This is a genomic window from Aurantimonas sp. Leaf443, from assembly GCF_001425575.1.
GTDB lineage: Bacteria > Pseudomonadota > Alphaproteobacteria > Rhizobiales > Rhizobiaceae > Leaf443.
The window spans coordinates 1-13,108 of record NZ_LMRD01000010.1; the positions used below are offsets into that span (position 1 = coordinate 1).

Annotated in this window: 12 protein-coding genes and 1 tRNA gene; 2 read left to right on the forward strand and 11 right to left on the reverse strand. The window is 67.6% G+C overall.

Annotated elements, in window-relative coordinates:
* Positions 1–848: recombinase family protein (locus ASG48_RS14750; RefSeq protein ID WP_244486911.1), on the forward strand; the 848-nt coding region annotated here is incomplete at its 5' end.
* Complete coding sequence (locus tag ASG48_RS14755) at positions 845–1,237, forward strand: hypothetical protein (protein ID WP_055851406.1); 393 nt, start codon at positions 845–847, stop codon at positions 1,235–1,237. The genes ASG48_RS14750 and ASG48_RS14755, both read left to right, overlap by 4 nt.
* A 71-nt stretch (positions 1,238–1,308) precedes the next feature.
* Here ASG48_RS14755 and ASG48_RS14760 read toward each other — a convergent pair whose 3' ends face one another.
* The 11 genes from ASG48_RS14760 to otnK all read right to left on the reverse strand — a co-directional run bounded on the left by ASG48_RS14760 (position 1,309) and on the right by otnK (position 13,104).
* Positions 1,309–2,781: a hypothetical protein gene (locus ASG48_RS14760; RefSeq protein WP_244486912.1), complete on the reverse strand. Its 1,473-nt coding sequence runs from the start codon at positions 2,779–2,781 to the stop codon at positions 1,309–1,311.
* Positions 2,782–3,146: 365 nt separating this feature from the next.
* Positions 3,147–3,236: transfer RNA gene (locus tag ASG48_RS14765), tRNA-Ser, on the reverse strand.
* Positions 3,237–3,824: 588 nt separating this feature from the next.
* A complete protein-coding gene (locus ASG48_RS14770; RefSeq protein ID WP_156381638.1) occupies positions 3,825–4,670 on the reverse strand; it encodes a carbohydrate ABC transporter permease in 846 nt (281 codons plus the stop codon).
* A gap of 67 nt (positions 4,671–4,737) precedes the next feature.
* A complete protein-coding gene (locus ASG48_RS14775) occupies positions 4,738–5,682 on the reverse strand; it encodes a sugar ABC transporter permease (protein WP_055851411.1) in 945 nt (314 codons plus the stop codon).
* A gap of 260 nt (positions 5,683–5,942) precedes the next feature.
* Positions 5,943–7,247 (reverse strand): ABC transporter substrate-binding protein, encoded by a 1,305-nt coding sequence (locus ASG48_RS14780; RefSeq protein ID WP_055851415.1) that lies wholly within the window; start codon positions 7,245–7,247, stop codon positions 5,943–5,945.
* Between the two features lie 90 nt (positions 7,248–7,337).
* Positions 7,338–8,396 carry a sn-glycerol-3-phosphate ABC transporter ATP-binding protein UgpC gene (gene ugpC / locus ASG48_RS14785; RefSeq protein ID WP_055851418.1) on the reverse strand — a complete coding sequence of 353 codons (1,059 nt, stop codon included), beginning with the start codon at positions 8,394–8,396 and terminating at the stop codon, positions 7,338–7,340.
* A gap of 75 nt (positions 8,397–8,471) precedes the next feature.
* Positions 8,472–9,233: an SDR family oxidoreductase gene (locus ASG48_RS14790; RefSeq protein WP_055851421.1), complete on the reverse strand. Its 762-nt coding sequence runs from the start codon at positions 9,231–9,233 to the stop codon at positions 8,472–8,474.
* Entirely contained in the window at positions 9,230–10,165 is a 936-nt protein-coding gene (ltnD, locus tag ASG48_RS14795) for an L-threonate dehydrogenase (protein ID WP_055851424.1), read from the reverse strand. Before ltnD ends, ASG48_RS14790 begins: the two co-directional genes overlap by 4 nt.
* 271 nt (positions 10,166–10,436) lie before the next feature.
* Positions 10,437–11,198, reverse strand: coding sequence for a TIM barrel protein (locus ASG48_RS14800; RefSeq protein ID WP_055851427.1), 762 nt, complete (start codon positions 11,196–11,198; stop codon positions 10,437–10,439).
* Positions 11,195–11,839, reverse strand: a complete 645-nt coding sequence (locus tag ASG48_RS14805) for an aldolase (RefSeq protein WP_055851430.1) — start codon at positions 11,837–11,839, stop codon at positions 11,195–11,197. The genes ASG48_RS14800 and ASG48_RS14805 overlap by 4 nt, the downstream gene beginning before the upstream one ends.
* A complete protein-coding gene (gene otnK / locus ASG48_RS14810; protein WP_055851433.1) occupies positions 11,836–13,104 on the reverse strand; it encodes a 3-oxo-tetronate kinase in 1,269 nt (422 codons plus the stop codon). The genes ASG48_RS14805 and otnK overlap by 4 nt, the downstream gene beginning before the upstream one ends.
* Positions 13,105–13,108: the final 4 nt, after the last annotated feature.

Consider the following 13,108-nt stretch of genomic DNA (forward strand, 5'->3'; position numbering starts at 1 on the left):
CACTCCGATGTCCCCGCACCGATGGCGTGGAGACGAGTTCAAACATGGGTCAATTCTCGATGGAAAAACCGAAGCTGCCTGGGTCAGCTCTCAGTGGAAATCAACACTTCGAGCGTTTTGTCGCCATCGGCTCCGCGACAACGCTGGCGAAAGCGCTCGCGGCCGAGGGCGTTCTGAACAAGCGCGGCAAGCTGATCGACAAGGGCTTCCTCTACAAGCTCATCAACAACCGAGTCTATCTCGGCGAAGCCGTCCACAAGGGTACCTCCTATCCCGGCGAACACGAGGCCATCATCAATCAGACCCTCTGGGACAAGGTTCACAGCATCCTGCAGGAAAGCCCGCGCCTGCGGGCGAAAAACACCCGCCGCCAGACGCCGGCCCTGCTGAAAGGGATCATCTTCACCGAAACGGGCACGGCGATGACGCCGACCGCGACGAAGAAGGGCACGCGTCTCTACCGCTACTACGCATCGATGGACCTGATCCGAAACCGCCCGACCGGCGAGACTTCAGGCCCGCTGCGCTTGCCCGCAGGTATGGTCGAGGATGCGGTCGTCGGCGAAATTCGCCGCATGATCCGCGCGCCCGAGATCGTGGCCCGAACGATCAAAGCCCTTCGCGAGGAGAGCCCGACCGTCGATGAGAAGGCAGTCGTGAAAGCGCTCGGCGAGTTCGACCAGCTCTGGGCGGCGCTCTATCCGGCGGAACAGTCCCGCATCGTCCAGCTTCTGGTTGAGCGGGTGACCGTCGGCGAAGATGGCATCGCCGTCGATCTGCGTCAGGAGGGGCTGGGGTCGGTCCTGAGAGACATGATGGTGTCCTGCCAGACGGAGGCCTGCGCATGACCAGCACGAAGGACACCATCCGCGTCGTCATCCCGCTGACGATCCGCAAACGCAACGGGCGACCGAAGATCCTGCCGCCCGACGATTTGAGCTTGCGGGATGGACGGGCACAGGATCCGCATGTGCTTCGCGCCATCGCCCGCGCCTGGAGCTGGCGGCGGCAGTTGGAAACGGGCGCCGCTTCCACGATTCAGGACATCGCAGCGGCCGAGAAGGTCTCCGACCGGTTCGTAAGCCGGATGATGCGGCTCGCCTATTTGTCGCCGGAGGTGCATGAACACCTCGTCATCAGGCGCGTGCCGCCCGCGCTTTCGTTGAACGACCTCGTCGCGGTCGCGGACCGACCGTGGGCGGATCAGATAGACATGGTTTTCGGTTTAGGCACTTAAGTAGACCCGCCCGTCCATAGGACTGCATGTGAGAACCAGGGCGGAGCTGACGAATTTCAAGAACAAGAAAATCAGGGACGCTGCTTCAGTCTGGCCTCCAAGGCGCGGTAAGCATGCTTTTCACCCAGAGCGAGGATCTCGGGCCGGTTGTCTATTACTGCTGCCAGTTCGAAAGTGACGGCGTCGAACAGATTAGCGAGAAGCGCGTCTCCGATCGCCCGAGTCTCAGAGAGATCTTCAAGAAGGCCGGCCATTTCCCCATGAGCGAGCTTATTGCGGCCCTCCCGGTACACTTTGGTGACGGCGTCTGCGATGCTCAGCGACTCCGATGGGGTCGGCTGCCCCTTGGGATTAAGTGCGGCTTCCGAGAAGGTCGTCATTGTCGCAGCATCGCCACCAGCCCCCGACAGCCCGTCGGCTGCGCAACCATAGTTGACCACCGCCATGAAGTCCGAGGCTTCCCGCCGCGCCTCGCCAACCCAGTATAGCGCGTTTGCCCAACGTTCGATTACATGCGGCCCCCGGCCTGTCTGTCGGCCCTGCACATAGGCGCTGAGAACTTTGCCCGCTGCGTCGAGGAATGGTCGCTCAGCCTGCACTTTCGCGGCGAGCGCGCCGGGTGCGGAGCCCAACCCCGGAATCTGCACGCTTGAGCCTCTCAAGAAGGCACCACTGGACGAGGTCGCCAGTCGGTCTTCTGCGAAGAGGTGTTGCCGTCCGGCTTTTGTGAACCGCCGCGCGTCCTCCACCTGGAAACGCAACCCGATTGCATCGATCGCCAGGCCGATGATGATCGAAGCTTTATTGTGCGACTGGTTGAGTGCGTGGCCTTCCATTCTGATCGTCGCAACCCATTCGAAGTTCCGGAGCGAACTCAGGACTTCCCAAGCTCTGTGAAGGTCTCCATCGCTGTTGGGTGTAAGCGCTTGATCACGGAGTTCGTCGTATCTGATCTCCCCGCTCTCGACCTTTTGGATATGCTCAAGTTGGGCCGGGTTGCTTACATACCGCGCAATCCAGGCTTCCCGGGGCAGAAACTCGACCGGCCCAATGGAGAACGGCCGCACTCCTTGGTCGGCGTGAAACAAGTGGCACGGGATATGGCGATGGACATCTGGCCGGGCGGCATCGGCAAGCCTATCGAGGATGCGCTCATAATCTGCGGCCATGGCGGCGAAGAAGCAATCGTTTACGACCGTATTGTGTTGCTCTGCAGCGTCGATCGGAAGGTGCGAACGGCAATTGCGGATCGTTTCGCCAATTGAGCGGAACGACAGTTTGTCGAACTCGGAGCGGGCGATGGTCTGACGGAAATCCTCCCGTCGATCCCACGTCTGTCCAGTGAGCCGGTGAGCGGCATCCACGCCAACTTGCGTGACGCGATACTCCTGCTCCGAATCGACTGGAATGGCGAGAGGCACCAGGGGGAATCGGCTCAGCGCCCACCACTCATCAAACGGCATAGCAGCCGCCTTGATGACATCTTCCAGGATGGTCTCAAGGAGACGTTCGGCAGGCACCTCGGGCACCTTTTGACCGTCCAACTTGTTTGATCTCGCCACCTCGACCTCCTACTTCACCTCTCGTGACGCACGACACTCGTCCTCGTGGGACTGCGCCGTCTTGCGCGCCGTAACGCCCACTTCAGGTGTCTCAATTTTCATGCCTGGCGATGAAACGGCTGCAAAAAGTTCGGGCGAGTCAATTCCGCAACGAAAGGAAAATGCAACGCTTTTCGTGATCGAACCAAATCAGGTGAGGTTCGTTCAGAAAGAGACGAAAGTCGTTTAGAGACCAAAAATCGGCGCTGCGCCAGTCTCTGAGGTTCGGGCGGCTTTAGTAAACCCCTTTGAAACTTGGGATAAATTCGTCGCTCAACGCGCGTCGCTGAAAGTTCGCGACGGGAAACTGGCGGACAGAGAGGGATTCGAACCCTCGATACGGTTTCCCGTATACACGCGTTCCAGGCGTGCGCCTTCAACCACTCGGCCACCTGTCCGTTTCGTTCGTAGACCGCCGGGCGGAACGGGCCGCGGCGGGGGTGGCCGGGCGGCCTTCGGGGGCCGCCGGAAGGCTGGCCACCTTCGAACGAGGCGGACTTATAGCCGGAACCCCCGTTCGTTCAAGCACCAATCGACGGGACGGCGAAGATTGGGGTGGCGCCCTCGCAATCCCCGCGCAAGGCTGCGGCCCGGCCATCCCGGATGGGCGGAGAAATATGCGGCGTCCGGCTCGGGTCCGGCGGCGTGACGGAAGGCGTCGCGTGCGGATCGGGTCGGCCGAGATCCGGACAGGAGTGCCGTTTCATACCGGCTCGCCTTGGAACGACCCTTCGGGACGGCTCATGCGATTCTGAAAGACGCTCAAGCGCCGTGCGGTCCATGCCAGGGAACGTCATTCCAAACGCGCGGCGGGATCAGGCACGGGGTCGGGGACGCCAGGTGGGAGGCGCGGGCCCTGGCGCCCGGAGCTGAAGGACCGGACGCCTCGCGAAAGCGGACACGCGGCGCGCCGGGGCCTGACGGGTCCGAACGGCGTCGGACACGTCAGGAGGCGGACCGAGGCACCGGAGCGCCTCGAAGGCGCCCTATTCCTTCACGGCGCCCGTCATCGAGGACACGTAATAGTCCACGAAGAACGAGTAGAGGATCACGACGGGCAGCGAGCCGATCAGCGCCCCGGCCATGAGCGAGCCCCATTCGTAGACGTCGCCGCGCACGAGCTCGGTGAGGACGCCGACGGGCACCGTCTTGTTCTCCGAGGACTGGATGAAGGTCAGCGCGTAGATGAACTCGTTCCAGGCCAGCGTGAAGGCGAAGATGCCGGCCGAGATGAGGCCGGGCACGGCCAGCGGCAGGACGATCTTCGTCAGGATCTGCCAGCGCGTCGCCCCGTCGACCAGCGCGCTCTCCTCCAGCTCGAAGGGGATGGAGCGGAAATAGCCCATCAGGAGCCAGGTGCAGAAGGGGATGAGGAAGGTCGGGTAGGTGAGGATCAGCGCGAGGCGCGAGTCGAAGATGCCGACCTGGAAGACGATGAAGGCGAGCGGGATGAAGAGGATCGAGGGCGGGATGAGATAGGCGAGGAAGACGAGAAGGCCCGTCACCCGCGATCCCGTGAAGCGCACGCGCTCGATGGCATAGGCGGCGAAGACGGAGGCCGCCAGCGCGATGACGGTCGAGCAGGTCGAGACGATCACCGTGTTCCAGAGCCAGCCGGGATAGGAGGTCTCGAACAGGAGATACTTGATGTGGTCGAGCGTCGGCGCCACGACCCAGAACGGGCTGTGCGCCGAATAGTCGGTGAGCTGGTCGTTCGGCTTCACCGCCGTGATCGCCATCCAGTAGAACGGGAAGAGCAGCACGAAGATGAAGACGGCGAGCGGCAGGTAGATCACCAGGATCTTGCGCGCCGGCGTGTCGTGGTGGGACATGCCGACGATGTCGTCGGTGATGTGGCCGCCGGTGGGTTCGGTATGGGTCGCGGTCATCGTTTCGTCCTCAATCCGAGCCGCCCTGCTGCCATTTGCGGCGTTGCAGACCGAAGAAGCTGAACAGGATGGCGGCGAGCAGGAAGGGCACCATCGCCACCGCGATGGCCGCGCCCTCGCCGAGCGAGCCGCCGGGAATGCCGCGCTGGAAGGAGAGCGTGGCCATGAGATGCGTGGCGTTCACCGGCCCGCCCTTGGTGAGGACGTAGATCAGCTGGAAGTCGGTGAAGGTGAAGAGGACCGAGAAGGTCATCACCACGGCGATGATCGGCGTCAGCAGCGGCAGGGTGATGCGGCGGAAGCGCTGCCAGGAGGTGGCGCCGTCGAGGGCTGCCGCCTCGTGCAGCGAGACGGGGATGGTCTGGAGGCCGGCGAGAAGGGAGATCGCCACGAAGGGAATGCCGCGCCAGACATTGGCGGCGATCACCGAGAAACGGGCGTTCCAGGGATCGCCGAGGAAGTTGATGGGCGCCGAGATCAGCCCCGCCTTCATCAGAAGCCAGGAGATGATCGAGAACTGCGCGTCGTAGATCCACCAGAAGGCCAGCGCCGACAGGACGGTCGGCACGACCCAGGGCAGGAGGATGATGGCGCGGAAGAAGTTCTTGAAGGGCAGGTTCTCGTTGAGGATCACCGCCAGCCAGAGGCCGAGGCCGAACTTCAGGATCGAGGCGATGGTCGTGTAGAACACGGTGTTGAACACCGAGAGCCAGAAGACCCGATCTTCCATCAGGTAGGCGTAGTTCTCCAGCCCGATGAAGACGCCGGGGCGCCCGATGCTCGTGTCGGTGAAGCCGAGCCAGATGCCGAGCGCCAGCGGGTAGGTGAGGAAGCACAGGAGGAAGACGGCCGCCGGCAGCATGAACAGGAGGCCGAGCCCGTTGCGGCTCTGCGACAGGCGCTCGAAGAACGAGGCTCGGGCCGCGCGCGGTGGCGAGGCGGTGGAAACGGACATGGCGGCGGCCTCTCGCAAGGGAGGGAAAGTCTGGCTTGCGGCCGGCGAACCGGACCGCGGGATCGGCATCCGGACCGCGCCTTCCCCGAAGGGGAGGCGCGCCGGCAGGCGCAGGGGCGTGGCGCGGCTCGCGCCGCCGGCCGTCGAAGCATCGCCTCGCCGCGTCCGGCTCGTCGGGCGATCCTCTCCCCTTCAAGGGGAGAGGACGGGCGCCGATCGGCCCGGAGCGGGCGGGGCCGCGCGGCCCCGGTCGGGCCGGTCTAGATGCGGTAGTAGCGGTTCGCCCGGCGCTCCGCATTGGCGATGGCGTCCTCGGGCGTGGACTGGCCCGTGACGGCCTCGGCGAACATGTCGACGAGGACGTAGTCGGCCATGGCCGCCGCGGAGGCCGCGCCCAGCGGGCCGGCATAGCCGTTCGGGCGAAGGCTCGCCGAGGCCTTGGCATAGGCCGCGTGGATCGGGTTCGACGTCCAGACCGGGTTCGCCTCGAAGGCCTTGAGCGGCTGGCAGCAATAGGCGCTGGCGCCCTCGATCCAGGCGTTCATGTTGTCGGCCTGGAACAGGAACTGCAGATAGGCCTTGGCCGCTTCCGGATACTTGGTGTGGCGGAAGATCGAGATGGTCGAGGTCTGGTGCAGTTCCACGCTCTCGCCGACCGGGCCGATGGGCAGGTTGGTCGAGCGCATGTCGTCGGCGATCTCCTTCATCGCCGGATCCTTCAGGGCGGCGTAGTAGACCGAGACGCCGTTGGCCGTCAGCGACACCTGGCCGGCGAGGAAGGCGCGGTTGTTGTTGACGTCCTGCCAGCTCTCGGTGCCGGGGATGAAGGTCTTGTAGAGCTCCATGGCGTATTTGACGGCCGCGAGCGTCTCCGGGCTGTTGAGGACGACCTTGCCGCTCTCGTCGACCATCTTGCCGCCGTGGCTCCACAGGAGCCAGTGGGCGTAGTTGTTGCCGTCGCCCACCGCCTTGCCGTGCGGGAAGCCGGCGGGCGTGCCCTTGGCCTGCATGGCCTTGCACAGTTCCAGGAAGCCGGCGGTGTCCTTGGGAAATTCCGAGAAGCCGGCCGCCTTCATGTGGCTGTCGCGGTAGACGACCGCGTTGCCGATGGCGCAGAGCGGCAGGGCGATGAACTTGTCGTCGCGCTTGGCGTAGGATTCGAGGCCCGGATACCAGCCGCCATTGGCGGCCCCGATCGAGGTGCCGAGATCGGTCACGTCGACGAGCTTGTCGGGATATTGCTGCGGGTCGTCGAACCAGCTCATCACCATGTCCGGACCCGAGCCGACATTGGCGGCGACGGCGGCCTTCGGGCGCACGTCCTCCCAGCTCTCCTTGTCGATGCGCACCTGGACGCCCGTCGCCTCGGTGAACTTCTGCGTGTTGGCGATGAAGGCCGCCTCCTCGGCGGGCACGAAGGGCACCCAGCGCAGGAGACGCAGCGAGGCGCCCTCCTCGGGCTTGAAGGTCGGCGCCCCTTGCGCGAAGGCGCCGAGCGGGCCGTTGAAGGCCGAGGCGGCGAGAAGGCCGGCCGTGCCGGCGAGTACGGTTCTGCGGGTGATCATGGTCGTTTCCTCAAACGGCGGGATGTCGTTGGTGGAAGGACGCGGTCGGGATCCCGAGCCCGCCGCGCTGTCTTTTTGGAGGGCGCGCGCCTAGAGGCGCATGCCGCTCGCCGCATCGAAAAGATGCACCGCCGCCGGATCGATCGCGACGTCGATGCGCTCGCCCGGCCGCGCCGTGATGCGCTCGCGGAAGACGCAGGTGACGGAGGTGGCGCCCAGCTTGCCGAGGACCTGGCTCTCGAAGCCGGTCGGCTCGATGACCTGCACCTCCATCGGGATCGTGCCGCCGAGCACGATCGCCTCGGGCCGCGCGCCGTAGACGAGGTCCTGCCCCGGCGTGCCGCGATGGCCGGGCGAGAGCGGCAGCGAGAGCCCGTCCTTGGTCAGGAAGCGCGTGGCGTCGTTCGGGTCGAGCCGGCCGGGCATCATGTTCATGGCGGGCGAGCCGATGAAGCCGGCGACGAAGAGGTTGTTCGGCCGGTCGTAGAGCTCCAGCGGCGCGCCGATCTGCTCGATGCGCCCGTCCTGCATCACGACGATCTTGTCGGCCATGGTCATGGCCTCGATCTGGTCGTGCGTCACGTAGACCGTCGTCGTCGTCAGGCGCTGGTGGAGATTCTTGATCTCCGTGCGCATGGAGACGCGCAGCTTGGCGTCGAGGTTGGAGAGCGGCTCGTCGAAGAGGAAGACCTGCGGGTCGCGCACGATCGCCCGGCCCATGGCCACGCGCTGGCGCTGGCCGCCCGAGAGCTGGCGGGGAAAGCGGTCGAGAAGGTGGGAAAGGCCGAGGATCTCGGCCGCGGGCTTCACGCGCGCGTCGATCTCGGACTGCGGGGCGCCCTTCAGCTTCAGCGAGAAGGCCATGTTGTCGGCGACCGACATATGGGGATAGAGCGCGTAGTTCTGGAACACCATGGCGATGTCCCGGTCCTTGGGCGGCACGTCGTTGACGACGCGCTCGCCGATGCGGATCTCGCCGCCGGAAATGTGCTCCAGCCCCGCCAGCATGCGCAGGAGCGTCGACTTCCCGCAGCCCGAGGGGCCGACCAGGATGACGAACTCCCCGTCGTCGATATGGACGTTGACGCCCTTGATGACGGAATGCGAGCCGAACGACTTGCGGACGTCGACGAAATCGACCGAGGCCATGCGTGAACTTCCTCCCCTTGGACGAGCGGCCGGCGGGCCTTCTCGGCCTCGTGCCGGCCTTGCGGCCCGCCTCGTTTATCCGCGCCCGACGAAGGGCATCTTGGTGGCCATGATGGTGAGCGTCAGGATGTTGATGTCGAGCGGCAGGCCCGCCATGTGGACGACGGCCGCCCCGACCGCGGCCGGATCCATGGTGGGCTCGGGCGCCACGCGCCCGTCCGCCTGCAGGACGCCGGAGGACATCTTGGCCGTCATGTCGCTTGCCGCGTTGCCGATGTCGATCTGGCCGCAGGCGATGTCGAAGGGCCGCCCGTCGAGCGCCGTCGACTTGGTGAGGCCGGCGATGGCGTGCTTGGTGGCGGTGTAGGGCGCCGAGTTCGGGCGCGGCGTCGTCGCCGAGATCGAGCCGTTGTTGACGATGCGCCCGCCCCGCGGCACCTGCCGCTTCATCAGCCGGAAGGCTCCTTGCGTGCACAGGAACGCGCCCGTCAGGTTGGCGGCGAGGATCGTCTGCCACTGGTCGAAGGTCACGTCCTCGAGGGCGACGGGCGGCACGTTGGTGCCGGCATTGTTGACGAGGAGGTCGAGGCGCCCGAACCGGTCCTCGATCGCCTCGAAGAGGGCGTTCACCGCCGCCGGATCGCCGATATCGGCGGCCATGGGGACCACGGCGCCGGACCCGAGCGTTCGGGCGGTCTCCTCGAGGACCGCGAGGCGGCGCCCGGTGACGACCACCGTCCAGCCGGCTTCGACGAGCGCGGCGGCGATCGCCTTGCCGACGCCGGTGCCGCCGCCCGTGACGAGGGCGATGCGGGAGGAAGGGGAGGTGCTCGTCAAGCGGCGGATTCCTTCTGGTTCGGCAGGCGCGTGCCGGAAAGCATGGCGTAGACGCGGGCGAGCGAGGCGTCGTCGTCGCGCCCCATGCCGGCGCCCGAGGCGGCGAGGAACATCTGCAGCGCGGCGGCGGCCACGGGCGCGGGGAACTTCGCCGCGCGCGCCATGTCCTCCACGATGCCGAGATCCTTCACGAAGATGTCGACCGCGCTTTTCGGCGCGTAGTCGCCCTCCACGATATGCGGCACGCGGTTCTCGAACATCCAGGAATTGCCGGCCGAGGCCGTGATGACCTCGTAGACCCTGGCCAGATCGAGCCCCTGGCGCGCGGCGAAGGCGACGGCCTCGCAGGCGGCGGCGATGTGGATGCCGGCCAGATGCTGGTTGATCATCTTGAAGGCCGCGCCGGCGCCCGGCGCCTCGCCGAGCTCGTAGACCTTGGCCGCGACGGCGTCGAGCAGCGCCCGGGCGCCGGCAAAGGCGGAGGGCGATCCCGAGGCCATGACGGTGAGTTCGCCCGAGGCCGCCCGGACCGGGCCGCCGCTCATCGGCGCGTCGAGATAGTGCCGGCCCGACGCTTCGAGCCGCGCCGCCAGGCGCCGCACCACGTCCGGGTCCATCGTGGCGCAGGAGACGAAGGTGCCGCCGGGCGCCATGACCTCGGCGACCGCGTCCGGCCCGAAGAGCAGCGCCTCGGTCTGCGCGGCGTTGACGACGACGCTCAGCACCACGCCCGCTCCCGCCGCGGCCGCGCCGGCGCTCTCTGCGACTCGCCCGCCCTGGCTCGCGAAGGCCCGGCGCGAGGCCTCGGCCACGTCGAAGCCGACGACGTCGAGCCCGGCGCCACGCGCCGAGCGCGCCATGCCGAGACCCATCGAGCCGAGACCGAGCACCGCGACGGGGCCGGCCGGTCGGGATTGCTCCTCCACCGCCATTCATCCTCCCTGGCGCCGAACCCGCTGGCCCGGCTTTACCGATCGTGCCGTTCCGGCATTCTGCTTCGGCCGCTCCGGCCCTCCCGAACCAAAGCTCCCTCTTCATAATTCATTGCCCCAGTCGAAGCAACGAAGTCTTTCATATTACGCCGGAAGAACCCCGGTTTTTATTTTCGATACGCCGATTTTATAGTCAGCATGACGCGATCATCCGCACCGGATGCTTGAAAGCCCCGACGAATGTCTCTCGCCTCCTCTGGTGCGGACGGAGTTAGACCACGGACGCCATCCAGCCGAGACCCTCTTCCACCGATCCGCGCGGGCGGTATTCGGCCCCGACGAAACCGGCATAGCCGACGGCGTCGAAGGCCCGCAGGAGCCGTGGCGTATCGATCTCGCCCTCGTCCGGCTCGGCCCGGCTCGGCACGGCGGCGATCTGCACGTGGCCGATCAGGTCGCGATGGGCCTCGAAGCGCCGGATCAGGTCGCCGCCCATGATCTGCAGGTGATAGCAGTCGAACATGATCGACAGGTCCGGGCATCCGAGCCGGCGAACGATCGCCGCCGCCCCTTCCAGCGTGTCGAGGAAGTAGCCGGGCGCGTCGCGGTGGTTCAGCGGCTCGATGAGGACGCCCATGCCGCGCGTCGCGGCGCGATCGCAGGCATATCGCAGATGGGCGTCGAAGGTCTCGGCGGCGCCCGCCACGCCCTTGGAGGCGCCGGCCATGACGTGGACCGCGCGCGCGCCGATCGAGGCCCCGTAGAAGAAGGCCTCGTCGATCGCGGCGCGCGCCTCCTCCTCGCGCCCGGGCAGCGCCGAGAGGCCGAACTCGCCGGGCCGGCCCTTGGCCGTGTTGAGGCCGAGCATGGGAAGCCCCGTCTCGGCAAGGGCGGCCGCCACGGCGCCGGCCTCCTCGCCATAGGGCCAATGGCACTCGACGGCCGAGAAGCCGGCGGCCTTGGCGGCGCGGATCGCGTCGGGCAGCGGGCGGTCGTTCCACAGGAAGCCGAGATTGGCCGAGAGGCGGATCATGCGGGGTCTCCGAACCGCGTGGTGACGGCCTCGACCTGGTCCGGCGTCAGGCGCCGGGCGCCGAGGCCGCGCGTGAGGAGCGCGAGGCGCGCGGTCGCCTCCAGCTCCTCCACGGCGTTGACGGCGCTCTCCACGGTCCGGCCGGCGACGACCGGCCCGTGATGGGCGAGCATGACCGCCGCGTGCCGGCCGGCCAGGCCCCGGATCGCGGCGCCGATCGCCGCATCGCCCGGCACGAAGAAGGGCAGGAGCTTCACCCGGCCGAGCAGCATGACCGAATAGGGCGTCAGCGCCGGAGCGAAATCCTCCTCGTCGGCCTCGGGCAGCGTCGAGAGCGCCACGCAATGGGCGCAGTGGAGATGCACCACCGCCCCGGCCCCGTGCCGCGTCTCGTAGAAGGCCTCGTGGAGGGGCATCTCCTTGGTCGGCCGGTCGCCGCCGACATGGCGGCCGGCGGCGTCGAAGCGGCTGAGGCGCGCCGGGTCGAGCCGCCCGAAGGAGGAGCCGGTGGGCGTCACGAGAAGGCCGCCGTCCTCCGTGCGCGCCGAGATGTTGCCGGTCGAGCCGTGCGTCAGGCCGCGCTCGAAGAGCGAGACGGCAAGGGCCGCGATGGCCTCGCGCAGTCTCGCCTCGCCGCTCACGGCCGGCCCGCCTTCAGCGCCGAGAGCGCGGTGGAGAAGAAGTCCTCGGCGCCGAAATTGCCGGATTTGAGCACCAGCCAGAGCGGTCGGTCCTCGGCCTTGAGCGCCGGCACGCCCGGCGCGATCTCCGGCCCGATGGCGAGGGCCGGCAGGCCGAGCCCTTCCACCACGGCGCCGGAGGTCTCGCCGCCGGCGACCACGAGGCGGGTGATGCCGCCCCGCGTCAGCGCCCGCGCGAGCGCGGCGAAGAAGGTCTCGACGGCACCGGCCGCGGCCTCGCGGCCAAAGCGCGCCTGCGCTTCGCGCACGGCCTCGGGCTCGGCCGAGCTCGCCACGAGCGGCACCGCGCCCTGCGCGATGGCCGACAGCGCCCATTCGGCGGCGCCCTGCGCGGTCACGGCGCCCGACAGGAGCCCCTCCGGTTCGACGGCGAGGACGGGATGGCCGTCCCGCGCGTAGCGCTCGACCTGGCCGCGCGTGGCGATGGAACAGGAGCCCGACAGGATCGCCGCCGGCCCGTCGCTGCCCGTAAACGGCGCCCCGGCGCCCGAGATGAGGCCCTGCGCGCGAAAATTCCCGGGCAGGCCGAGCGCGACCCCCGATCCCCCGGTGACGAGCGCCATTCCGTCGGCCGCCCGGCCGATCTCGAGGAGGTCGCGGTCGGCGATCGCGTCGACCACGACGAGGCCGCGTCCGGCCTCGGCCTCGCCAAGGATCGCCGCGCGGATCGCCTCCGCCCCGCGAAAGACGGTCGCCGCCGGCACGTGGCCGACGCCGCCCGTCGTCTGCGGCTTCAGCCAGCGCCGGATGTCGGCGTCGCGCATCGGCGTCAGCGGATGGTTCTCCATGCCGCTCTCGCTGAGCAGCCTGTCGCCGACGAAGAGATGGCCCTGGTAGAGGCTGCGCCCGGCGGCCGGAAAGGCCGGGCAGACGATGGCGTGGGTCGTGCCAAGGCGCGCCATCAGCGCGTCGATCACCGGGCCGATATTGCCTTCGGGCGTCGAATCGAAGGTCGAGCAGTACTTGAAGAGGATCTGCCGGCAGCCGGCCTCGAGCAGCCATTCGGCGGCCTCCAGCGAGAGGCGCACGGCTTCGGCGACCGGGACGGTGCGCGACTTCAGCGCCACGATCCCCGCTTCCACGCCGGCCTGCGGCGCGCCCTTCGGCACGCCGCTATACTGCGTCACCGCCATCCCGCCCTTGGTGAGCGTGTTGGCAAGGTCCGAGGAGCCGGTGAAGTCGTCGCCGATGCAGCCGAGGAGCATGGGG

Excerpts from the sequence above, each read along its gene's own strand:
- ASG48_RS14755 (WP_055851406.1), top strand. The coding sequence starts at position 845 with ATGACCAGCACGAAGGACACCATCCGCGTCGTCATCCCGCTGACGATC.
- ASG48_RS14770 (WP_156381638.1), bottom strand. The coding sequence starts at position 4,670 with ATGTCCCACCACGACACGCCGGCGCGCAAGATCCTGGTGATCTACCTG.
- ASG48_RS14775 (WP_055851411.1), bottom strand. The coding sequence starts at position 5,682 with ATGTCCGTTTCCACCGCCTCGCCACCGCGCGCGGCCCGAGCCTCGTTC.
- ASG48_RS14780 (WP_055851415.1), bottom strand. The coding sequence starts at position 7,247 with ATGATCACCCGCAGAACCGTACTCGCCGGCACGGCCGGCCTTCTCGCC.
- ugpC (WP_055851418.1), bottom strand. The coding sequence starts at position 8,396 with ATGGCCTCGGTCGATTTCGTCGACGTCCGCAAGTCGTTCGGCTCGCAT.
- ltnD (WP_055851424.1), bottom strand. The coding sequence starts at position 10,165 with ATGGCGGTGGAGGAGCAATCCCGACCGGCCGGCCCCGTCGCGGTGCTC.
- ASG48_RS14800 (WP_055851427.1), bottom strand. The coding sequence starts at position 11,198 with ATGATCCGCCTCTCGGCCAATCTCGGCTTCCTGTGGAACGACCGCCCG.
- otnK (WP_055851433.1), bottom strand. The coding sequence starts at position 13,104 with ATGCTCCTCGGCTGCATCGGCGACGACTTCACCGGCTCCTCGGACCTT.